General features: G+C 54.9%; 18 protein-coding genes. 4 read left to right on the forward strand and 14 right to left on the reverse strand.

The genetic code is table 11. From position 1 onward, the window contains the following. Positions 1-163: 163 nt before the first annotated feature. The 3 genes from WC600_14345 to WC600_14355 all read right to left on the reverse strand — a co-directional run bounded on the left by WC600_14345 (position 164) and on the right by WC600_14355 (position 4,579). Positions 164-946 (reverse strand): ribonuclease H-like domain-containing protein, encoded by a 783-nt coding sequence (locus WC600_14345; protein MFA4903909.1) that lies wholly within the window; start codon positions 944-946, stop codon positions 164-166. A 298-nt stretch (positions 947-1,244) separates the two neighbouring features. Continuing rightward, a complete protein-coding gene (locus WC600_14350; GenBank protein ID MFA4903910.1) occupies positions 1,245-3,917 on the reverse strand; it encodes an FtsX-like permease family protein in 2,673 nt (890 codons plus the stop codon). Next, complete coding sequence (locus WC600_14355) at positions 3,914-4,579, reverse strand: ABC transporter ATP-binding protein (GenBank protein MFA4903911.1); 666 nt, start codon at positions 4,577-4,579, stop codon at positions 3,914-3,916. Before WC600_14355 ends, WC600_14350 begins: the two co-directional genes overlap by 4 nt. Before the next feature lie 196 nt (positions 4,580-4,775). Here WC600_14355 and WC600_14360 point away from each other — a divergent pair, with 196 nt between their 5' ends. Both WC600_14360 and WC600_14365 read left to right on the forward strand, forming a co-directional pair. Further along, complete coding sequence (locus tag WC600_14360) at positions 4,776-5,510, forward strand: HesA/MoeB/ThiF family protein (protein MFA4903912.1); 735 nt, start codon at positions 4,776-4,778, stop codon at positions 5,508-5,510. Positions 5,511-6,046: 536 nt separating this feature from the next. Then, entirely contained in the window at positions 6,047-6,400 is a 354-nt protein-coding gene (locus tag WC600_14365) for a MerR family transcriptional regulator (GenBank protein ID MFA4903913.1), read from the forward strand. Here the strand turns inward: WC600_14365 and WC600_14370 are convergent. The 3 genes from WC600_14370 to ppdK form a co-directional block, all read right to left on the reverse strand. After that, the gene (locus WC600_14370) at positions 6,371-7,468 is read right to left on the reverse strand and encodes a spore photoproduct lyase family protein (protein MFA4903914.1); all 1,098 of its coding nucleotides are present in this window, start codon (positions 7,466-7,468) and stop codon (positions 6,371-6,373) included. The two genes, WC600_14365 and WC600_14370, sit on opposite strands and share 30 nt — an antisense overlap. 120 nt (positions 7,469-7,588) lie before the next feature. Next, the gene (locus WC600_14375) at positions 7,589-8,371 is read right to left on the reverse strand and encodes a hypothetical protein (protein MFA4903915.1); all 783 of its coding nucleotides are present in this window, start codon (positions 8,369-8,371) and stop codon (positions 7,589-7,591) included. A gap of 226 nt (positions 8,372-8,597) precedes the next feature. After that, complete coding sequence (ppdK, locus tag WC600_14380) at positions 8,598-11,411, reverse strand: pyruvate, phosphate dikinase (GenBank protein MFA4903916.1); 2,814 nt, start codon at positions 11,409-11,411, stop codon at positions 8,598-8,600. Between the two features lie 352 nt (positions 11,412-11,763). Between ppdK and WC600_14385 the strand changes: the two genes are divergently transcribed. Next, complete coding sequence (locus tag WC600_14385) at positions 11,764-12,123, forward strand: hypothetical protein (protein ID MFA4903917.1); 360 nt, start codon at positions 11,764-11,766, stop codon at positions 12,121-12,123. 30 nt (positions 12,124-12,153) lie between these two features. Here WC600_14385 and WC600_14390 read toward each other — a convergent pair whose 3' ends face one another. Continuing rightward, positions 12,154-13,908 (reverse strand): chloride channel protein, encoded by a 1,755-nt coding sequence (locus WC600_14390; GenBank protein MFA4903918.1) that lies wholly within the window; start codon positions 13,906-13,908, stop codon positions 12,154-12,156. 28 nt (positions 13,909-13,936) lie between these two features. Beyond that, positions 13,937-15,070 (reverse strand): site-2 protease family protein, encoded by a 1,134-nt coding sequence (locus WC600_14395; GenBank protein MFA4903919.1) that lies wholly within the window; start codon positions 15,068-15,070, stop codon positions 13,937-13,939. 411 nt (positions 15,071-15,481) lie between these two features. On the opposite strand from WC600_14395, the gene WC600_14400 reads away from it, so the two are divergent. Beyond that, on the forward strand, positions 15,482-16,912 hold the full coding sequence (locus WC600_14400; GenBank protein MFA4903920.1) for a cytochrome B6: 1,431 nt from the start codon (positions 15,482-15,484) through the stop codon (positions 16,910-16,912). Between the two features lie 62 nt (positions 16,913-16,974). On the opposite strand, the gene WC600_14405 is transcribed toward WC600_14400, so the two are convergent. From WC600_14405 to WC600_14430, 6 genes are all read right to left on the reverse strand, one after another. Continuing rightward, a complete protein-coding gene (locus WC600_14405) occupies positions 16,975-17,595 on the reverse strand; it encodes a DedA family protein (protein MFA4903921.1) in 621 nt (206 codons plus the stop codon). Between the two features lie 222 nt (positions 17,596-17,817). Then, positions 17,818-18,243, reverse strand: a complete 426-nt coding sequence (locus tag WC600_14410; protein ID MFA4903922.1) for a hypothetical protein — start codon at positions 18,241-18,243, stop codon at positions 17,818-17,820. After that, positions 18,233-19,198: a hypothetical protein gene (locus WC600_14415; protein MFA4903923.1), complete on the reverse strand. Its 966-nt coding sequence runs from the start codon at positions 19,196-19,198 to the stop codon at positions 18,233-18,235. The genes WC600_14410 and WC600_14415 overlap by 11 nt, the downstream gene beginning before the upstream one ends. 21 nt (positions 19,199-19,219) lie before the next feature. Continuing rightward, positions 19,220-20,062 carry a tetratricopeptide repeat protein gene (locus WC600_14420; GenBank protein MFA4903924.1) on the reverse strand — a complete coding sequence of 281 codons (843 nt, stop codon included), beginning with the start codon at positions 20,060-20,062 and terminating at the stop codon, positions 19,220-19,222. A 2-nt stretch (positions 20,063-20,064) separates the two neighbouring features. Next, complete coding sequence (locus WC600_14425) at positions 20,065-21,078, reverse strand: MlaD family protein (protein MFA4903925.1); 1,014 nt, start codon at positions 21,076-21,078, stop codon at positions 20,065-20,067. Then, positions 21,075-21,845 carry an ATP-binding cassette domain-containing protein gene (locus WC600_14430; protein MFA4903926.1) on the reverse strand — a complete coding sequence of 257 codons (771 nt, stop codon included), beginning with the start codon at positions 21,843-21,845 and terminating at the stop codon, positions 21,075-21,077. Before WC600_14430 ends, WC600_14425 begins: the two co-directional genes overlap by 4 nt. Between the last annotated feature and the right edge of the window lie 4 nt (positions 21,846-21,849).

Genomic DNA, 21,849 nt, shown 5'->3' on the forward strand with positions numbered 1-21,849 from the left:
CTGCCGTCCCTTTTTCTCGAGAATCGGGGCAGTTTGACAAATGCAGAGTTGGATAAAAACGCCGCCTGGCCTACGTCTTTTGTCGTAGGGCGGGCGTCTCGCCCGCCGGCAAAAGACTGCGCTGGCATACAGGGTGCGCACCGCGCACCATGCCTTTTCCTGGTTAGGGCTGAACCGCGGGGCGCAGGCTGCTGGCCCTCGGGCCGGAAGGGCAGAGCTGCTCCCGGGAAATCCGAAAAGCCGCGTCCATGAGGACTTCCAGGTTGACCACGTCCTCTTTGTTATAGGTGAGGAGCAAATCCAGGGCGCCCTTGTCCCCCCGCTGGTAGCGCTGCCACAGGAGCACCGCCATGTAGCCGTCCATGCCGTCCACCTCATTGGGGCGGTGGATGCCGAACCGGGGCTCGATGCGCTTCAGTCCGCCCTTATACCCCAGGCGGGCCATGAGAAACCGCAGATCCACGTGGGCCGCGGGCAGGGGCAAATCGGGGAAGGAGGCGCGCAAGACCGGCAGGTCGAACTGGGTGCCGTTGAAGGTGACCAAAAGATCGAACTCCGACAGCACTTGGGGAAATTCATGCAAATTGTAACCCTGCACGAACTGGCGCATATTCTGCCCGTCGTACAGGCCCACCACGGTTACCAGCAACCCCGGCCAAACTTTGCCGGTGGTTTCGATGTCGAGATACGCGGTGCGGGGGCGGAACTGGTGAAAGAGGCGCCAGTGTTCCCCGGCCTGGAGTCGGGTGGCGAAATAGGCGGGATCTTCCAGGTGATCGAAAGACCCTTGGAGTTCGGTTTTCAACGCGTCAAACCGCGGCCGGGAGAGGCCGCGGACGCGTTTGGCGGCCAAAAAATCCTCCCAGGTGGACAGTCCTTGCCGCCAGAAGTGGCCCTCAAAGCGGGGCCCCACCCCGGGCAGATGAATGAAAGTACGCTTTAACATTTGTATAATATATCACCGCGCCCGGGGTTTGTCACCCTGGCGGCGGGAGCTTGCCAAATGCACGCCAGATATACCAACGGTTTGCGTAGGGTGCGTCTCACGCACCATCTTTTCCAGGCTCATTGCACGAAATTACCTGACGTAGGGTGCGCACCGCGCCTCATCTTTGGCGGGCATTGCCCGCCCTACTCATCTGGACAACCAACGGCGGCCCCCCATTTTGCATGGTTTCGGGTGATCCAAGGACTCATAAATTACTACTTACTGATTACTGCTCACTGATTACTGATTACTCTTCTTATTCCTCTTTTAATATCGCCGCCAGGCGCGGCTGCATAGCCCGCCAGGCAGGGTAGGCCGCGGCGGCCAGACCCAGGCCCACTACGAGGCAGAAGGTCTGGATATAGATGCCGGGGACCATATGCAGTTGGATGGTCCAACCGAAGGCCTGCTTGTTGATCACGAAGATGAGCAAAAGCGACAGCACCGAGCCGCACCCGGCCCCGAGCCCAAAGCTCAAGAAGCTGGCCAGGCCCGATTCAACCAGTACCATGCCCAATATTTGCCGGTGGGAGGCGCCTATGGCCTGGAGCAGGGCCAACTCCCGCTCCCGCTCCATGACGAGCACCAAAAAGGTGGTGATGATGCCGAAGACCGCCACCACTACCGCCACCCCTTCCAGGGCGTAGGTCAGGGCAAAGGTCTCGTCGAAGATTTTCAGGATGCCGCCTCTAAGCTCCCGATGAGACAGACTCAGGAGATGGTAGCGGTGGCCGTAGCGTTCCTGAAGCCGGGCCTGAACCTGGGGGATCTTGGCGGGGTCCTTAAGATATAGACGCACCGCGTTCAGATGAGTGTCAGGCCAAAAGCGCCGAAATTGGGAAATATCCATCCAGACGCTGGGGCCGTCGGTGCGGTAGTCGTAAAAAACTCCCGCGATAGTAAGCTTTTGCGGACCGCTTGGCGTCGGCAAATCGATGACGCCGCCTTCGTGCAGACGAAAGGCCTCAGCCAGAGGTTCCGAGATGACGACCATCCCTGCGGTTTCCGGTTTACTGTTTTCTGTTTCCGGTCTTCTTATTTCATAATTCGACCTTGATTTACCAAAATCCTCTTTCCCTAACCCCTGACCCCTGGCCTCTAACCCCTGCCCCTCCCCCCCAACTTCCATCATAATCTCCGCCGTATCTCCCCGGCGGAACCAGAGGCCGCCATGCCGGGCCAGGACTTCGAAGCTGCCGCCGATGACCAGGATATAACGATCTTTAAAAGGGATGCGGACGCAGCGGTAGAGGTAAATATCTTTGATGTCGGGATCCTGTTTCAGCTCCGGCAGGATCTCCGGCGGCAGGTATTGGTCATAGGCCGCGGTGGAGAAGACCGCGGGTCCGAAAAAGATGTCGCCGCTGATGGCCCGGCTTATCCAGTCGTTCACGGTCTGGCGGAAAGAGCCGATCATCACCGTCACCGCGATGAGCATGCCCAGGGCGCACGCCAGGGCCGCGATGGAAACCGCGCTGCGGCTCAAGGACCCGGCCAGATAACGGCAACCCAAATCGCCCGCGGGACCGAAGATTTTACGAAAGACGGGCTGCAAACCCAGCCCCAACATGCGTGCCGCCAGAGGCGTCAAGAGGGCGAAGCCCAGAAGAATGAGGAACGCCGCAACGAATCCCGGCCAAGGAGGGCCGGCGCCCAGTTTCCAGGAGGCCCCTGCCCCTGCCAGAACCAGGGCTACGCAACCCCATACAAAGATGGCCCCGGCCCGGCTCTCGATTTTTTCTTCCAGTTCCTCCCGGTGCCATACAGCCCTTACCTGCGTCCGGGCCGCTTCCCGGGCCGGCAGCAGGGCCGCCGCGAGGGTGGCGATGACGGCCAGACCCCAGGCCTGGAGCATGAGCCCACCCCGGACCCAGACCTCATGGGCCACCACCGGCATGTAAAGGGACGAGAGGTTCTGAGTCATTACCCCCAAGACGCCCCTGGCCAGGCCGACTCCGAGGATGAGGCCTAAAAGCCCGCCTACCAGGCCGCTGGCCAGGCCCTCGGCCAAAAACAGCAGCAACACCTGACCCGGCGTCATGCCCAGGGTCCGCAGCAGGCCGATTTCCCGGCGACGGCGCACCACCGACAGAGTAACGGACTGGTAAATGAGGAACATGCCCACAAACAGGGCAATGGCGCTCAGTACCGCCAGATTGAGGCGGTAGGAGGCCACCAGGCCCTCGGCGCGGCTGCCCTGGGCCGCGGGCCGCACCACCTCAACCCCCGGAGGCAGCGCTTTTTGAAGGGCTGTTTGGACATCAGCGTCTGGCCCAGCCCCGATCACATCGATATAGTCGAGGCCTCCCGCCCGATCCAGGAGTTCCTGGGCCGGCCCCATATCCATGAGCAGCACCGCGCCATCAAAGGGATAAAGGCCGCTCTTTGCATCGAAGATGCCGACTATCTTAAGGTCATGCCGCCGGGGGCCTACCATCACCGGCAGAGTATCGCCGGGTTTAACGTTTAAACGCGACGCCAGGGGCCGGCCCACCAGGGCCGAACCGGGCCGGGTAAAAAATTCACTCCAGACCGCGTCGCTGAGACCATGATCATGGGAGAATTCGTAATCCCGGAAAGGCCGCTCGGAGAAAGGATCGATTCCCAGAAGGAGGACTGGGCCTTGGTTATGGCCGGCGAGGTCCAGGACAGATTCTACCGCCGGGGCCGCAGCCTCGACCATTGGGAGCTGCCGCACCGTGACGAACAACGATTCGTCCAGGGGGGAGCCGGGCGTCTGGATGCGCCACTGGGCTTTGCCGGTCACCGCAGTGACGCCGTTTTGAAAACTTTGCAAGGCGCTGGCCGCGGCCAGGGATATGCTCAGATAGACCGCGGTCCCCAGGGCAATACCCAGGATACCCAGGATGGTGCGTCCGGGATACTGGGCCAGGTGGCTTAAAGAGATGCGGAAGAGCCACGGTTTCATGGCAGTAAGCGACCATCCTGCAACCGCACCACCCTGTCCGCTGCCTGCCCAGCCTCCGGGGCATGGCTCACCACGATGATGGTCTTGCGCCATTGGCTATGCAGGTACGAGAAAAGTTCAAGGATCTGGGCGGCGGTAACTGAATCCAGGTTCCCGGTAGGCTCATCGGCCAGAATGACCGCGGGTTGGTTGATCAGGGCCCGGGCAATGGCGGCCCTCTGCATCTCGCCGCCCGATACCTGGTGCGGCTTGTGGTCACGGCGGGCGCTTAACCCCACCTCCCCCAACCACCGGGCCGCTTCCTGCTGGGCCTGGTGATAAGCGCTCCCTTGGAGGACCCGGGGGAGGGCGACATTCTCTTCCAGGGTCAGGAGAGGCAGCAGGTTAAAGGACTGAAAAACCACCCCTATGCGGTCGCGCCTAAACCGGGTCAGTTCGGGCTCCTGGAGGGTCGCCAGGTCGCGGCCCTCCAGAAATACCCGGCCACTGCTGGGAGGTTCCAGGCCGCCAATGATGTGCAAAAGGGTGCTCTTGCCGCAGCCGCTCTTGCCGGTTATGGCAACGAATTCCCCTGAGTTGATCTGCAGGTTAAGGTTATGGAGGGCCTGAATCGCTTCGGGCCCCCGGTAATAAACCTTGCTCACCTGCTCTAATTTGATCACTCTGGTCTCCGATACTATGCCAATGAATTTATTATACCTGCCGCACCCGGGAATTTAAAGTTCGTCCCGCCTAGTGCCGATACGTTGGCAAGGGTGAGGTAGGGACGCAGGTTGAGCGGCAATGGCTGCTGTGGCCAATCGACTTTAGTGTTCCCCCTTTAGCTTGGTCCCGGGGGGAGGAATCGTTATTTCTCTTTTGAGTCCTGCCGAAGTGACGCGTTATGCCGGCCAGATGGCCTTGGATGGCTGGGGACGGGACGTCCAGGAACGCCTGAAATCCACCCAGGTGCTCATTGCCGGGGCTGGCGGCCTGGCGTCGGCCACTGCCCTTTATCTCATGGCCGGAGGCATTGGTGCCATTCGGCTGGTGGATGAATCCCGGGTGAGCCTCGCCGACCTGAACCACCAAGTGCTCTTCCGGGAACGAGACCTGGGCAAGGCTAAAGCCACCGTGGCCGCACACCGTCTCAAAGAGGTCAATTCTTTCGTCACGGTGGAAAGCCATGTGAAGGAGCTTTCGGAACACAACGCCTTTCGGCTGTCGGCAGGCTGCAACGTGCTCATTGACGCTAGCAATAACGACAGGGTAGGTCCCCTCCTGAATCTGGTAGCAGTCCGGGAGCAGATTCCCCTGGTCCATGCCTGGGTGGGGGAGGAGACCGGCTGTTTGACCACCTTCTGGCCAGGCCGCGGCCCCTGTTTCGCCTGCACTTTAATGGAGACCCCCGCCGCCCCCCGCCCTGCCCTGTTGGGCCCTTTGCCAGGCATTATGGGGTCCCTGCAAGCCCTTGAGATCCTGCGTATCTTGGGATGGATGGGGCCGGCGCTTCTGGGCCGGGTTCTCATTTTTAAAGGCAACCAGTTCAAGTTTACGGAAAAAACCATCCGATCCAATCCACAATGCGCGGTTTGTTCTCCCTGCGCGTCTTGAGCATTTTCTGCGTCGGACTATTTTCATCGGCTGCTCATCGAGAAGCCAATTTAGGGTTATCTCCCTCTTTTTTTTCTTGGCTTCCACATCAGCCTGGGAGTGCAGAACCTATTTTCTTTTTTATTTCAGGATAATACTCATTAGTAACCTATTCTCCGGGCAAGAAAATATTTTTAAAGTTTTCCCCCGGAATGCTCGAAAAGAGAAATAAATGACTCACGAGGTCAGTAATGAAGTTGAACCAGGCCCCAGGAAGCGCATCGCTTATGGGAGGCTGGCACCTGCGACAAACAAGCCGAGGGGATCAATGACGCTCTGCTATAAAGTTAGGCTGTTGAAAATCGCAAAGGGACTCTTAAAAATGGGGGAATAAAAAACTTTTAAGGACGTAAACCGGCAGTCAGGATACTCACGATATGATAAACGCCTCACAAAATCACTTTGATTTTAATTTACCAGAGGCAGGATTGTCGCGCTTGTGCGCTTGATCAATCGGCAAACTGGTCAAGACCTGTAAAATTACAGAAAGGAGAGTCATGGATAAGATAAGCTTCTCTCATAACTTAATGCTCACCATCGATCAAATTTCTCAGCTTACCGGGGTCCGCAAATCTACCCTCCGGTACTGGGAAAAATCCTTTGATGATTTTTTGAAACCCGCCCGTACTCAATCCAATCGGCGGGAGTATACCATGGAGGATCTGGACCGAATTAAGGCCATTAAGAACCTCCTGGAACAAGAACACCTGACGGCCTATGGGGTGCGCATGCGCCTGCACGAGCTCTTTCCCTCAAAAAAAGGAGAGAGTGACGCGGGCCGCAAAGTCAAGCCCAAAGCCGTCAAGAGAGGCCCAGCGTCCTCAAGGACAGGGAATGATACGTCCGTCTAATTGCTGGGCCAGGTGGTTCGCGGAGGGGGTGAAACCAAAGACTTCCTGCCAGACCCGGGGGCTTTCCATGCAGAGATAGAGGAACGCCTCCGGAGCCGCCTGGGAGAGCCACTCCCGCATGCGGGCATACATTTCGACGCGCATATTTTTGAAATACCGCAATTTGCCGTCGGGCGCGAGGACCATCTCTTGGGCGGCTATGCGGCTTTGGGGGAAACGTTGGAGTATGAGCTGGCGTAGCGGCGGTAAAAAGCGCAATCCTCCCAGACTGATCCAGGCGATGGCTTGAGAAGGGACCATCGCACCGATTGCTTCAACGGTTTGTCGGTATGCCTCCTCCCACCCCGGGAAATAGATGAGGGGGTCGAAGTGAAAGGCTACCCGGAATCCCGCCGCGGCGGCCCGGCTGGCTGCATTGAGTCGCATTTTCAGGGAAGCGGCCAACTTCTCTTCTCCGGAAATAATTTCCGGCGGATTGAGGGACCAAGCGAAAATGACCTGGGGATTGGGGCCTAAGGAGAGGAGATGATCCAGATGAGGCCACTTGCTTTTGATCTCTAGGACGGCCTGCCGCTGGCCTGCCAGTCGGGGAATCAGGCGCTCATTGAGTCCCATGAGGTCGTCCAGGGCCAAGCTGTCACCAAATTCTCCTGTGCCCAAACGCCACACCTGTTCCGGACTTTCGGCCCACCGGGTTTCGAGTTCAGCGAACAAATCTTCGACGTTGACGAAGATGGTAATGGCCGGGATGTTGATATAGCCCTGGAGTACGCAGTACGTGCAGTCCATGGGGCAGTTGAGGGTGACCTGGAGCACCTGGTAGCCACAGCAGACATAATCCTTGGTCCCGGGACAAGGCCGCCAGAATGGCCCTTTTTGAACTGCCAGAAGCAGGGTGGTCTTAGCTTCGGGCAGCCATGCGGCCCCATTGCGCGCCGAAGCCTTAAGGGCGTCCCGGTCTTGGATCACATCCACCGGCACCCTCGGCAGCTTCGCCAAAATCCGCCGGGTCATGGGATAATCCCGGGCTTCTTTTTCAATCAGAATTCGGCATATTCGCTTGGCCAATGGCATATCATCAAATAATTAAGGGAAGGGGATAAGGGCTTTTTCACAAGTGCCTTTACCCCTTCCACCTTAATTTTTCATAATTCTTTTCTGCAGACCCAGTTAAAAACAGCTCTTTTTTCAATCATTTGCTAATGGTTGTTTTTCGTAATCGGAAATCAATGAATGAAGATCGTTACCAGTAATTTCTTTAAGCCTTGGAATACAATTAAAACTAAAATATTGCTTGGGATTCACATCAGGCCATATTTTATAATATTCCTTTTGAACCTCCTTAATTCCCTTTTCCATAATTTGTGATATTCTAAACGCATAACCTCTTTGGCATAATATTTTTTTATTTTCTTCCCCGCCATAAATAGTTATTAGCATTCTATATTCTCCATGTTCTACCCATTTAATATTTTCTTCCATAGTTGCACATAATTTAGAATATAATTGTACTGGAAGAATGCCATTATTTTTGTAGTTCGGATCACTCAATATCAAATTTTGAAAATATTTAGTAATTTCGACAGTTAAATTGCCATACTTATCATTTTGAAACTCAGTCAGTTTCTCAGAAAAATAATAATCTGAATAAAGTAAATTACTTGGGAAAACGACGAAGGCTTTAAAACTGCCTGGTATTAATACCTTTCTAATTGACGATGTAGATGAGCATAAATAGGCAACCATACGACCAACCCTTTCAGGCTTCTTGCCAGAATTATAAACTTCTATATATGGTTGAATACCAATACCAGTATAATTAGTAGAAATAGTTAAATCATTCTTTATCATAAAATATAATTCTGATCTACCAAATATTGAGCCAATATCAGAAGATATAAATGTTAACAATAATATAGTTATAGTTAACATCGCAATTATAATATTTTTTATTTTAGAACCATTATTCATATTATTGAATTTTAGATAATATTTTTCTTAGACAATATATTAATATTGATAAAATAATGTCTTTATTCTAACATCTCCATAGAGTCTTGAAATGGTGCAAAACTTTAACCATTGCTGTTTTTCTCAATTATCTGCACTTTCATCGGTTTTTTACATCTTTGGACTCCCCTGTATTTCATCCTCAATTTGGGGCGGACACGCATGTCCGCCCCTACTGAAAATATACTCACAAAGATTTCGACCGGGCCGCCTCGCCCTTTTTTTCCTTGATCATGGCGTGGGCCGCGGCCATGCGGGCGATGGGGATGCGCATGGGCGAGCAGGAGACATAGTTCAAGCCGATGCGGTGGCAGAATTCCACCGCCTGGGGCTGGCCGCCGTGTTCGCCGCAGATGCCGATCTTGAGATCCGGGCGAACCTTGCGGCCTTCGCTGACCGCAAGCTGCATGAGCCAGCCCACCCCCAATTCATCCAGGATTTCAAAGGGGTTGTGGCGCAAGATGCCCTCGGTGTTGTAAATCGGGAGGAACTTGTTTTCCGCGTCTTCCCGGGAGAAGGAGAAGGTGCCCTGGGTGAGGTCGTTGGTGCCGAAGGAGAAGAACTCGGCGCTTTCCGCCAGCCTGGCGGCCCGGACGCAGGCTCGGGCGATTTCCACCATGGTGCCGAATTTGTATTTAATCTTGACGTTGTAGCGCTTTTCCACTTCCTGATGGATTTTTTGCACCCGCGGCTGCACCCACACCAGTTCCTGCTTGGTGCAGACGTTTGGGATCATGATCTCCGGGCGGACGTCGATTTTGTCTCGCAGGGCAATGGCAGCGGCTTCGAAGATCGCTTGGATCTGCATGTCATAGATTTCCGGGAAGGAGATGCCGCAGCGCACACCCCGGTTGCCCAGCATGGGGTTGTATTCGTGGAGCACCCGGACTCGGCGCAGCACCTTTTCTTTATCCCTCAGCAGTTTCTGATCCAGGCCCTTGACCTTGACTTCGCCAAACTCCCGGGCCACCGCCTCAATGGAGGGAACGAATTTATGCAGCTCCGGGTCCAGCATGGAAACGGTGCCGGGCAACTGCTCCAGGGCGTTGATGATGGCGCTGAATTCTTTGAGCCGGTTGACTTCGTTGAGGAGCTCTTCAACACTGGGCAGGAATTCGTGCAGGGGCGGGTCCAGCAGCCGGATGGTGACGGGCAATCCTTCCATGGCGCGGAAAATTTGCACGAAATCATCGCGCTGCATGGGCATGAGCTTGTCGGCCCAGCGCTTCCGTTCCTCCGGAGAGTCCGCCAGGATCAGGTTGCGCATCTGCGGCAGACGGTCCCCTTCGTTGAACATGCGCTCGGTGCGGCAGAGGCCAATGCCCTTGGCGCCGTGATGCCTGGCCTTGGCGGCCATGTCCGGGGTGTCGGCGTTGGCCCACACCTCGATTTTGGCCTGCTTGTCGGCCCACTCCATCAGTTTGGCCAGGTCATCGGGAAGCTCCGGGTCCAACATGGGCACCGTGCCCAGGAAGAACTGCCCGTTAGTGCCGTCAATGGTGATGATGTCACCTTCCTTGATGACCACGCTGCCCACCCGGGCCTCTTTCAGCTCATAATTGATGTCCAACCCCTCCACGCCGGAGACGCAGGGTTTGCCCATGCCCCGGGCCACCACCGCGGCGTGGGAGGTCTTGCCGCCCCGGCTGGTGAGGATGCCCTGGGCCGCAAAGAAGCCGTGAATGTCTTCCGGCTTGGTCTCGATGCGGGTAAGGATGATCTTCTCCCCTTCATTGCCCAGACGCTCGGCCCGGTCGGCGTCGAACACCACCTTGCCGATGGCCGCGCCCGGAGAGGCTGAGATGCCCGTAGCCAGAGCCTCATGCTTGAAATCCGGGTCGATGCGGCGGTGCAGGAACTGCTCCAGCATGTCCGGCTCGATCCTGAGTAGAGCCTCCTCCTCGGAGATCAGACCTTCCTTGACCATATCCACCGACGTCTTGACCAGGGCCCAGGCGTTCATCTTGCCGTTGCGGGTCTGGAGCATGTAGAGCTTGCCCTGCTCGATGGTGAACTCAAAGTCCTGGACTTCCCGGTAGTGTTTTTCCAGGATATTGTGCATCCTTTCCAGGTCCTTAAAGACCGCGGGCATGTCCGTGCGCAGTTCTTTCAGGGGCCGGGGCGTGCGGATGCCCGCCACCACATCTTCGCCCTGGGCGTTGATCAGGTAGTCGCCGTAGAGCTTGTTCTCGCCGGTACCCGGGTCCCGGGTGAAGCCGACGCCGGTGGCGCTATCGTTCCCCATGTTCCCGAAGACCATGGTGCAAATGTTTACCGCAGTTCCGTAAGCCAGTTCCTTGGTGATGTTGAACTGGCGGCGGTAGTCCACGGCCCGTTTGCCCATCCAGGACTTGAAAACGCCCTCCATGGACAGGAAGAGATGTGCCCAGGGGTCCTGAGGAAAGGGTTTGCCGGTAAGGCGCTCGATAACATCCTTAAATTTCTGGACTACCTCCGCCAGGGCTTCCGCACTGAGCTCGGTATCCACGTGGGCGTGATACTGCTCTTTGACTGCGTCAAAAATCTTATCAAATTCAGCGTCAGGGATTCCCAGGCCAATCTTGCCAAAAAGCTGTAGAAAGCGGCGGTAGGCGTCGTTGACGAAGCGTTCATTCTTGGTCAGGGCGATCATGCCTTTGGCGGTCTCGTCATTTAGCCCCAGGTTGAGGATGGTGTCCATCATGCCCGGCATGGAGAGGGCGGAACCGGAGCGCACCGAGACCAATAAGGGTTTGGCGGGGTCGCCGAACCCCTTGCCGGTCTTCTTCTCCAGGGCCTCCATGTATTCATGGACTTCATCCATGAGGCCCACAGGAAATTTATCCCCCTCTTCCAAAAATTCAATATTGGCTTCGGTAGTGATGACGAACCCCGGCGGGACCGGCAGACCGATCTGGGTCATGGTACACAGGCCAGCGCCCTTGCCTCCTAAAAACTTTTTATTGGTCCCATCGCCTTCCTCGAAGGCATAGCAATAGCGTTTTTTCGCTGTCTTGGCCATGTCGCCTATCTCCTTATCGATCTGGTTTCCGATTTTGTCCGATTTTTCCAAGCATATGACTTTTCATACCTGGTCTTGTGAAAAATTTCAAAAAGAAAATTCATCTTGGTTCCGATGGTGAGTCAAACCGGGAGAGGTGGGTCGCTACCAACTGGGTCACCCATCCCGACGGAATCTTTCCCCAGAGTTATGGAAAATAGCAGGATATCTGCTATAATGCAAGACATTGGAATTAAACCATCTCAGGGTAAGGTGGCAACGCCTCCGGCAAAAATTGGCTCAACTCCCCGAAGGGCCGTCGGTTGTGGGGGATCGCCTTTTATCAACGCTGCGCCAATAAAGGATGACAAGCATGCTTCCGGTGAAATTTGACTTTAAGGTGAATGAAGACAGGAGAGGAACGAATTTTGAGGGCGTCGAAGCCGGACATGCGGACCCTGAAGGGGCTTTTAATCTTCATCTGCGGGTTGCCCGGGATCATCTAATTCTGAGCGTCTGGCCGGTGCGGGGAGAGTTGGCGCAGGTGACCGACCACCTGGCGCAGATTATGGGTCCCCCCAAGGCTACACCATCGGTTTGTGGTTTCGGCGACTGCCAGGATGACGATAAAGATTCTCCCCAGCAGACGACCCTGTGGGAATTCGACCCCGCAGTCCGGCCGGAAGTTTTGCTGAAAGTACGGGGATTTTTGGGCTTGACAGCAACAGCATAAAAAGTGCAGGTATTCAACATAGCATGGGATCTATTCCGGTTTCACCGAACCCGGGATCGGGTAGCGCAGGGTTTGTTCTTTAAGGAGCCTCTGATTGTAAGCCGTAAGTGCATCTTCAAGCTTCAGGATGCCCACCACCACCTTATCACGGGGGGGCAAGACCACGGGGAGGGAGGAAAAGTTCTTATTTTCCAGAAGATGGAACGCAGTTTCAAAATCGTCTTCAGGATGGATGGTCACAACTTCTGAGGTTTTCAGATCCCGGGCCTTCAAGGTCTCGGTGGCCTGTTCCCGATGCCCCAAAACCTGCCGCAAATCCCACAGGGTCAGCACCCCACTCAATTCTTCCTGCTCATCTAATATCACAAAAAACGGGTAGGGGCTTGCCTCAGCCCGGCGCAGGATTTCCGGTAACGGGGTGTCATCGCGGATGAGCTCCATTTTCTTGGAGGCATAATCTTTCACCTGCATGGATTGGAGCACGTGGACGGCGCGTCCCTGAAAAATCTTGACCCCTCGGCGCAGAAGCTTCATTTCGTAGGTGGAATAGCCATAAAGGGATTTGACCACGATAAAACTGGCAATACAGCTCACCATGGCGGGCACGATTATCCCATGGCTGTTACTCAACTCGAAGATGATCAGGGTGGCGGTGATAGGCCCCAAGGTGGTGCCGCTGACCAGGGCTCCCATACCCACCAGGGCATAATCCGAGGGAACCAGGTTAAGGCCGGGGACAAGATGATTGGCCACCAGGGACAGGCTCGTTCCCAGCATCGCGCCCAAGAAGAGGTTGGGCCCCATAATGCCGCCGCTCATGCCGGAACCCAGGCAGACCACCGTGGCCAGAAATTTCGTGATCATCAGGAAGGCTGCGCTCGTAAGGGCGAATTTGCCGGTCAGGCTCAAGTTGATACTGTCATAGCCCACCCCCAGGACATAGGGCGAGGATACGGCCAGGCCTCCCAGGATCAGGCCACCCAGGGCCGGCTTGAGCCATTCCGGCAGGGGTATGCGGCGAAACAGGCTATCTGTCCCATAGACGGCCCGGGTAAAAGCAATTGCAACCAGGCCGGCCAGCACCCCTAGGATCAGGTAAATCACCAATTCGAAGTTGTTATGAAAAATAAAAGGGGCCACCTGAAAGGTGGGAAAATCACCCAAAAACTGGCGCGAAATCAACACAGCCACGATGGCGGCGATGACGATATGGCCTAAATAGACGATCTCCAGATCCGCCAGGATGACTTCGATGGTGAACAGAGCGCCGGAGATGGGGGTGTTGAAGGTGGCGGCGAAGCCCGCGGCCACGCCGCAGGCCAGACAAATCCTGCCTTTGCCCGCACTGAAACTGAAGAGCCGGGTCATGGCCGAGCCGATGGCGGCGCCGATCCCCACCACCGGACCTTCACGGCCCACCGAGCCGCCACTGGCGATGGTCAGGCCGGTGACCCAGGCTTTGAGCAGGGCTTTGGAGGGGAGGATGTGGCCTTGCCGCAAGGCCGCGGCCTCGATTACTTCAGGGACCCCGGGCCCCCGCGCGTCTGGGGCCCAATAGGCGATCACCGGCCCCACCGCCAGGCCGCCCAGGGTGGGAATCAGAATTCTGAGCCACCAGGGAGTGGCCAGCACCCGGGCCATGAAATGCCCTTGTCCCGGCCAGATCCCCCACTGCCCCACTTCGATGAGGGCCAGAAACCCGAGAGCTCCCACCCCGGCCAAGGCCCCGATAAGAATGGCCAGGAGCAAAAAGAGAAACTCATTGGTCTGGCGGCTCAGGTTCATGGGCAGCGGTAGGCAGCCTCGGATGGATTCAGCTCTGCTCTTCCAACTCCACCTTAAGGGAGAAGAAATCCAGCAGATCTTTCAAAGTGACGATCCCCACCAAACGCCCATGCTCTACCACCAGCATGCGGCTGACCCCGGTCTGAGTCATTAGGCCCAAGGCCTTGATGGCATCGGTGTCGGGAGAAATAGTGTTTTCCGGAGAACATTGGCTAGCCGCTTCCCGGATGGTTTCCCGGCTCCAGGCCTCCCGGGGAATCTCCTTCACCTGCCGGGTGGTGATGCAGCCCACCAGCTTGTCCCCCGACATGACCGGAAACATTTTATAGTGATGCTTATAGATGTAGTCCTCCACGAGATGCTCGACGGTGATGGAATCCTGGACCGCCACCGGGTTGGTATTCATGAAGCGGCTCACCTTCTCGCCTTCCAGGGCCTTGCGCACCAAAAGCTGCTGGTAGGACATCTGGGCGGCGTTGCGCAAAAACATGCCGATGAGAAACATCCACACCCCGCCGATGACGTTGCCATAGATGAACTGGAGGATGCCGAAGACGATGAGGCCGATGCCGAAGGCGGAGCCGATGGTTGAGGAGACCCGGGTGGCCCACCGCAAGTTGCCTTTGGTTCCCCACAGGATGGACCGCAATACCCTGCCGCCGTCCAGGGGGAAGGCCGGCAGGAGGTTGAAGGCCGCCAGGATGACATTGATGTAAGCAATATAATAGATAACCCCGTTGATGGGGGTGTCCCAACCGGCGGACACTCCTGTGCGGTAGATCAGATAAAATATTACCGCGAGGGCGAAACTGGAGATTGGTCCAACGATTGCCATGGAGAATTCGGCCTTGGCCGTGGGGGGTTCATCGCCCATTTCCGCCACCCCGCCAAAGATGAACAGGGTAATCCCTTTCATGGGCATGCCGAACTTGCGGGCTACTATCGAGTGGCAGAACTCATGGGCTACGATGGAGGCGAAGAGGCCCAGGGCCCCCACCACCCCCATAATCCAGTAGGTTTCCCGTTCCAGACCCGGGTAAAGGTAGGGAAAGAGTCCTGCCGCCAGAGACCAGGTTATGAGCACCGCGATGATAGTCCAGCTCAAGTCGATATTGACCTCGAACCCGAGGAGCTTGAACAATTTTATACGTTTACCGAACATCGTTACCTCCTATTGAAATTACTTACCTGAAGATCGCCACACGTTCCCTAATGATTGCAATTCTTCTTGATAAGCTTAAGGAACTTTTTGCAAAGAGGCCAGGGGGATACATATATAACCCATTAATAATCCCACCAAAATATTTCTGATGCCTTCGCTGAAAGGTAAGGCTCTGATGCTGAGGAGTCAACACGCTTTTTCACAGGACGTGCCACGCAAATAGAGAACCTCATATCAATATTTTTTCATTTTATTTACATATCATCCTGCGATTAAGGTTGCGTCGCCGAGAACCATGGTTAACATACGTTTAATTCGGCACCGGCCCGAAGGCGATTTGCTCGTAGAGAATCAAACATAATTGACTATTGATAAAAAGCAACCAATTTATCAGAGATGGGAGGTCTGGAGATGACGTATTCCGCCAAAAAGTTAAGATTGATAGTGGTGCCGCTGTTTCTCGGGGTCAGCCTCGTCTTGGGCATGGGGTCCATCTGGGGGTCCAAAGATGCCAAAGCCGACAAGCCCAAAGAGCAAGAATCCAGCTACGCGCCGGTAAAAATCACCGAACCCTTTGCCACGACCATGGCCCGGATGAAGGGGGAGAAAGATAAGATCGCGGCCCGGCACAAGGACCTCCTGGAGAAGCGTTACGATATGAGCGACCGACCCGCCAAAGGGGTCACCACGACCCGGGGCAAGCCCATCCAGGAGGGCGTGCGCGCTAAGCTCCCTCCGGGTATGACCTGGGAAAAACTGGCAGCCATGAGCCCGGAGGATATCAAGGAAAAGGGCGTATGGCCCGGGGGATTTTTGCCTCTGCCCCATCCTCACCAGGAAGAGGGTGGGATGGTCTTCCCCAAATCCACCATTGACGAGATCAAAAAACAGGAAGGCCGGGACCTGACCCGGTTTGATCTGGATTACGACTTACCGGACCACTTCCTGCCGGAATTCCCGCCCGCTATCTTTCTTACCACCCGGCCCGACCTGGGGGATGTGTCCCAAGGGAAGCTGGTCACCAACATGAACTTCTATGAGCTGTTCAATGGCATCCTCAACCCCAAGCAAATCGAGGGCTTGCGGCTCTTGGTGACACCCTTTATGCAGCAGCAGTTCAACCAGACGGAAGACCGGCGCTCCGAGCAGCCCAGCCGGGGTGTGGCCTGCTTCGACTGCCATGTTAACGGCCACACCAACGCTTCCACCCACCTAGCGGGGGACGTTCGGCCCCAGCAATTCCGCCACCGCATCGACACCCCGCCCCTCAGGGGTGTGAATATCCAGCGTCTCTTCGGCTCTCAGCGGGCCTTAAAGACGGTGGAGGATTTCACCGAGTTTGAGCAGCGGGCGGCCTACTTCGACGGCGACCCGGTGATTGCCACCAAGAAGGGGGTGAACATCCTGGAACGAGGCAGCCAGGTGCACGACATGGCGGAATTTCAGGAAATTTTAGACTTCCCGCCAGCCCCAAAACTGGACATTTTCGGCCGCCTGGACCCAAAAAAGGCCACGGCAGAGGAAATGAAAGGCCAGGAGATTTTCTTCGGCAAGGCCCAGTGCGCCTTCTGCCATCAGCCCCCGTACTATACCGATAACCTGATGCACAACCTTAAGACCGAGCGCTTCTTCAAGCCCCAGATGATCAACGGCCGCATGGCGAACATGGACGGCCCCATCAAGACCTTTCCATTACGGGGCATCAAGGAATCGCCCACGTATCTGCACGACGGCCGTCTTCTGACCCTGGAGGATACGGTGGAATTTTTCAACCTGGTGCAAGGCCTGAAACTGACCGACCAGGAAAAGAAGTCTCTGGTAGCATTTATGCGGGTTTTATAAGCGGTTGCAACGTGGACGCCTGTCCCTGAGCGGCACGGGCGTCCACATCAGGCCGGAGTAACCTAATCCCGGACTTGATTTTCGGTTTCACAATGGGAACGCCGAATCCTATACACCAGATAACCCGCCGACCCCAGACCGATAACGGCCGCCACCAGGAGCACTAGATAAGCATGTACCTGGGGCATAATCTTGTGCCACTCATCCCCCACCACGTAGCCCACCGTCAAGAAGGTGGCCACCCAGACTAAGCCCCCGGAGTAGGCAAAGGGGGCAAAATGCCGGTACTCCAGACCGGAAATCCCGGCGCTCAACGCGGCCAGATGCCGGACCCCCGGGAGGAAGTAGCCTCCAAACAGGCTCCATTTGCCATATTTCTCAAACCATTGATGGGCCTGGGCTAATCTCTCCGGGGTGATGTGCAGGTATTTCCCATACCTCGCCAATAACGGCAGGCCGAGGGTGCGCCCCACCACATAGGACACCGTGATGCCGCAGATGCTGCCCAGGAAGGCCGTCAGGAGGGTGGGAACCGGATGGAAATACCCCTTGAAGACTAGATAGCCCACAAAGGCCAGAATGGTTTCATCCGGGATGGGTAGGCCGAAAATCCCCAGCACGAGCGAAGAGAATATCCCCAGGTAGCCGTAAGTCTGGATCAAGTGAAGATGGGCGGATAACATGCGGTTCCCTGTTGCTTCACGGGATAATCCCCGGAAGCTCATTGAGATTCAGGACTTAACATAACCATTCTCCGGCAGAATGCCAGGTTGTGCATCTGGAAAGAGAAGAGGAGGGGGAGGAGAAAGAACCCGGAGCTTTAGCTGCCGCCGCCGCGCTTCATGAGAGCCTCCAATTCCTTGGCGGCAGGTTCCTGGCCCCCGAAACTGAGGGAGACGGTATGATTAAATCATAAGTTTAGCTAAATTAGGAGGAAGTTGGGTACCCATAGCAATGCCATCTTTTGTTACCGCTAACCCTACAGCGAAACCTACTACCATATTACTTGCAAAAACACTTGAACCTATCCTAATTTCCCACGGTGTTATTTGGCAATCTGGAAGGTTTAAACTAATATTTATTAAAGTTCTTTCATTTGAGTTATAGGCATATAATGGCTTTCCGTCAATTAATATTTGGAACCCATCTAATGTAGGCAAAAATTCAATGTCAGGAGCTGGCTTATCCCCTAAAATTTCAAGCTTTGCATATTCTCCACCCAAGTCAATAACTGATAGGCGGCCACTTGCGTCTTGAACAACTGCCCTAGTACCCCATAATAAAGGAATTTCTACATTTATAAAAGTTTGACTTCCCATTTTAAGATCCATTTTTATCTCCAATTATATTTCTAAGTGCATCATGTCTTTCTACAAAGTCATCATACTCTGGTTTGCCTGTTTCGATAAATATTATTTTAATCTCTGGTTTCTCTAACGGGTTACCATCAATTGCTATGTTGGATAATATTAATTCTTCTGCAGTTTCATCGGCTGGTTTTATGTCAACAACGGCTGATAATGTTCTCCCTTCAGTTGTTTTTGTTTTCAAATGGCAGGTGGCATGAACAAGACCCCTAACCCCCTGTACAAATCTTGCTTTCGATATTCCCAAAATTGTCATTTCTTTATTTAATGGTAATCCTTCTTCAATTAAGCTACTCCAGAATGGCAATAAAAATTGAGCCATTAATTTTCCGGTTGGTGTTTCTACATCTAAATATTCTAATGCTTCCTCTATGCTTTTAACTCTAACTAATTTTACTTCATTAGATTCTAAATCTCCGCGAGAATGATAATGACAGACATCATTACTTATCAACAATGCCCCATCTTCTTTTAACGAAATACGTAATGCAATCATCCATATAATTAAATCCCGCATTTCATCACTTTTAATATCTGGAGGATGTGGACATTCATGCAAGCATGCTCTGCGATGAGCTTTTACATAATCTTCCAGCGTAGGAACCTCAACTATTACATTGACACCCAATGCCCCAATAAGTGCAATTAAATCAGGCGGTTTAACTAATTCAGCAAATTCAATATGATCAAAATGAACGCCATATGTTTCAAGAATTACACAAGCATTTTTTATCCTATTTACCTCCTCTTCTTTCTTGATTAATTGATACCTATTAAATTCTAGCAGAGCTGTCTCTGGAATAACAACAACATAGTTTCTCTCTGCGCAAACCTTAAATAGTTCCTGTAATCTTTTAGAAAGTTTATCCTTAATTAATTGCACATTATGTAATATATCTGAATTAAGAATTATCTTCATAAAATTTGTTTTTAAATTGCTTTATTTATCTTTCAACAGCACCTCCAACTCCTTGGCGGCTTGTTCCTGGCCCCGGGCCTGGTAGATGCCCAAGAGTAGAGCGGCGTTAAGCCGGGCTTCTTTCTGGTCGCCCCTGGCGAGGGCCACCAGCGTCAGATCTTTGAGCGCGGCGGCGATGCCGTCGGTGTCCTGAAGGCGGCGGAAGTCCCCCAGGGCTTGCTTCAGATACAGGGTGGCCCGGTCGTAGTCCTTCAAGTCCAGGAAGGTCCGGCCCAGGCGCTCCTCGCGCATTGCTTGGCCCCGCTGGTCTTTGGCGCCTTCGTCGGCCTTGAGGGCTTGATGGTAATAATTCAAGGCCAGCATATAATCTTTATGTACGCGGGCCACGTCTCCCAAATGGGTCAGGGACAAGGCCAAAAGCGGTCCTGGGGGAAGCTGCCGGGCATTTTCCAGGGCCTCCAGGTAGGAGGTTTCGGCCTCCCGCAAGCGGCCCTGGGATTGGTAAGCCAGGCCCAGATTGTTCAAGGTCTCACAGAGGCCGGCAGGGGCTTGCAGCTCCCGATTGACGGCCAGGGCTTCCTGAAAGTAGGTGACGGCCTGCTGCAGGTCTCCCTGTTCCTGGGCGATGACCCCCAAGTTGTTCAGGTTAGAGGCGATGCCTTCGCGGCGGTCGATGAGGCGGTTGTAAGTGAGGGCTTGCTCAAACTTATTTTTAGCCAGTTCCCAGCGGCTCTGGCGGTAATACGCATATCCTGCTTCATTAAGGGCAAGGGCCTGATCCCGCAGATCGACCGAGGTCTTGGCTGGGCCGCCGCAGCCCACCGCGATTACCAGCACCAACAGCCAAGTCCACCGTTTACCCACGGCTAATCCTTTCCCGGTTCCGCATCCATCCGGATGGTGTGCTCCTGGGGTTGGGGCACGTAACGGCGCAGCAGCCAGGACTTCTGAAACGCCTTGGTGGTGATGCCGAAGTCGCTGAGTGACGTCTCTCCCTGGGTAATCAATCCTGGCAGGCCCTGCCCGGCCCGATCCAGATTCACCACGAAGCGCTCCAATCTTTTGGAAATATCAGGCAGGCGGGCCGCGGCTTCCTTTACATCCGCCGTGATTTTGTTGAAGTTGGCAAAGGAGCTTTGCATCTCCGCCATGGCCTTGACGGCCTGGTCCCTAAAGGCCTGGTCATGCACCAAAGTGCCAAACAGGCCTTTGCCTTTGGCTACGTCTTGGGCAAATTTTCGCACTTGCTTCATGGTCTCAGCGGTATCCTGGTACAACGTGTCCTTATTCACCAATTGCCCCAGGCTGCCCTTCCCCTGGTTGATCTTGGTGAAAATTTCCTTAAAAGAAGTGATGATCTGGCCAAATTCACTGTCCGGCTTCGACATACCCTCGGTGAGGGTCACCAGGTTGTTGAGAACTTTTTGCAGGTCTTGCAAGCTGGGCGCCGCCTGGGCCACAATCTGGGTGATATCCAGCGGCTCTATGGACGGTATGATGCCTTCCGCAGGAACAGGCGGGTTTTTGGGGTGGCCGGGAGTCAGGTCCAGGCTCTTTTCCCCCAGCAGACCCATAAAGCCGATGGTGGCCGTGGAGTCCTGGCGAATCCGGTCACTATATTTTTTAGTCACCTGGAAGGTGACGACGATGTTGCCTTCAGGGTTGATGATGGTATTGAGGACGTTGCCCACCGTGACCCCGGCCAGATGGACTTCGGAGCCGGTCTTGAGGCCGCTGACATTCTTAAAGATGGCCCGGTACTGGACGTATTCCTGAAAAAGACCTTCTTGTTGAGCCACAATCACCACCATAACCAAGAGGGCCGCCAGTGAAGCCACAACAAAGAGGCCGACGATGGTTTCGTACTTACGCGCAATCATGTGGTCGTCTCCTCCTGGGGCACCCGATGGAGAAAGCGCAGGACCTCGGGATGGGAGGATTGGAGAAATTCCTCATAGGTCCCTTGAAAGGCCCACTGGCCCTGGAAGAGGAGGACCAACCGGTCGGCCACCAACTGGGTCAGGCGCAGGTCATGGGTGACCACGATGGAGGTAACCTGCAAGACCCGCTGGAGGCGGCGGATCAGGTGGCCGATCTCGTCGGCGGTGATGGGGTCCAGCCCGGAGGTGGGCTCGTCATAGATGACGATCCGGGGATCCAGGGCCAGGGTGCGGGCCAGGGCGGCTCGCCGCTGCATGCCGCCGGACAGGGCGGTGGGGTCCAAAGCCTCCACCCCCGCCAGCCCCACCTGGGACAGTTTTTCCGCCACCCGGCGCTCGATATCCGCCTTTTCCCAATCGGTGTGCTGCACCATAGGAAAGGCCACGTTTTCCCCCACGGTCATGGAATCGTATAGGGCCGAACCCTGAAAGAGATAACCGGTCTGCAGACGCAGATCGCGCCAATCGGCATCAGTGGCAAAATCAGTGATTTCTGTACCTTCCACGTTAATGTTGCCGGCATCCGGCCGATTAAGCCCAACTAGCATGCTGGTCAACACGGTCTTGCCCGAACCACTGCGGCCTAAAACCACCTGGGTCGCTCCCGGAAAAACCTCCAAATCCACCCCGGTAAGTACGACCCTGTCCCCAAAGGACTTGTTAATCCCCCGAAAGGAAATCAGGGGAACATTCGGTTCCGATTTCATGGCC

The organism is Desulfobaccales bacterium (genome assembly GCA_041648175.1).
Taxonomy (GTDB): Bacteria; Desulfobacterota; Desulfobaccia; order Desulfobaccales; family 0-14-0-80-60-11; genus 0-14-0-80-60-11.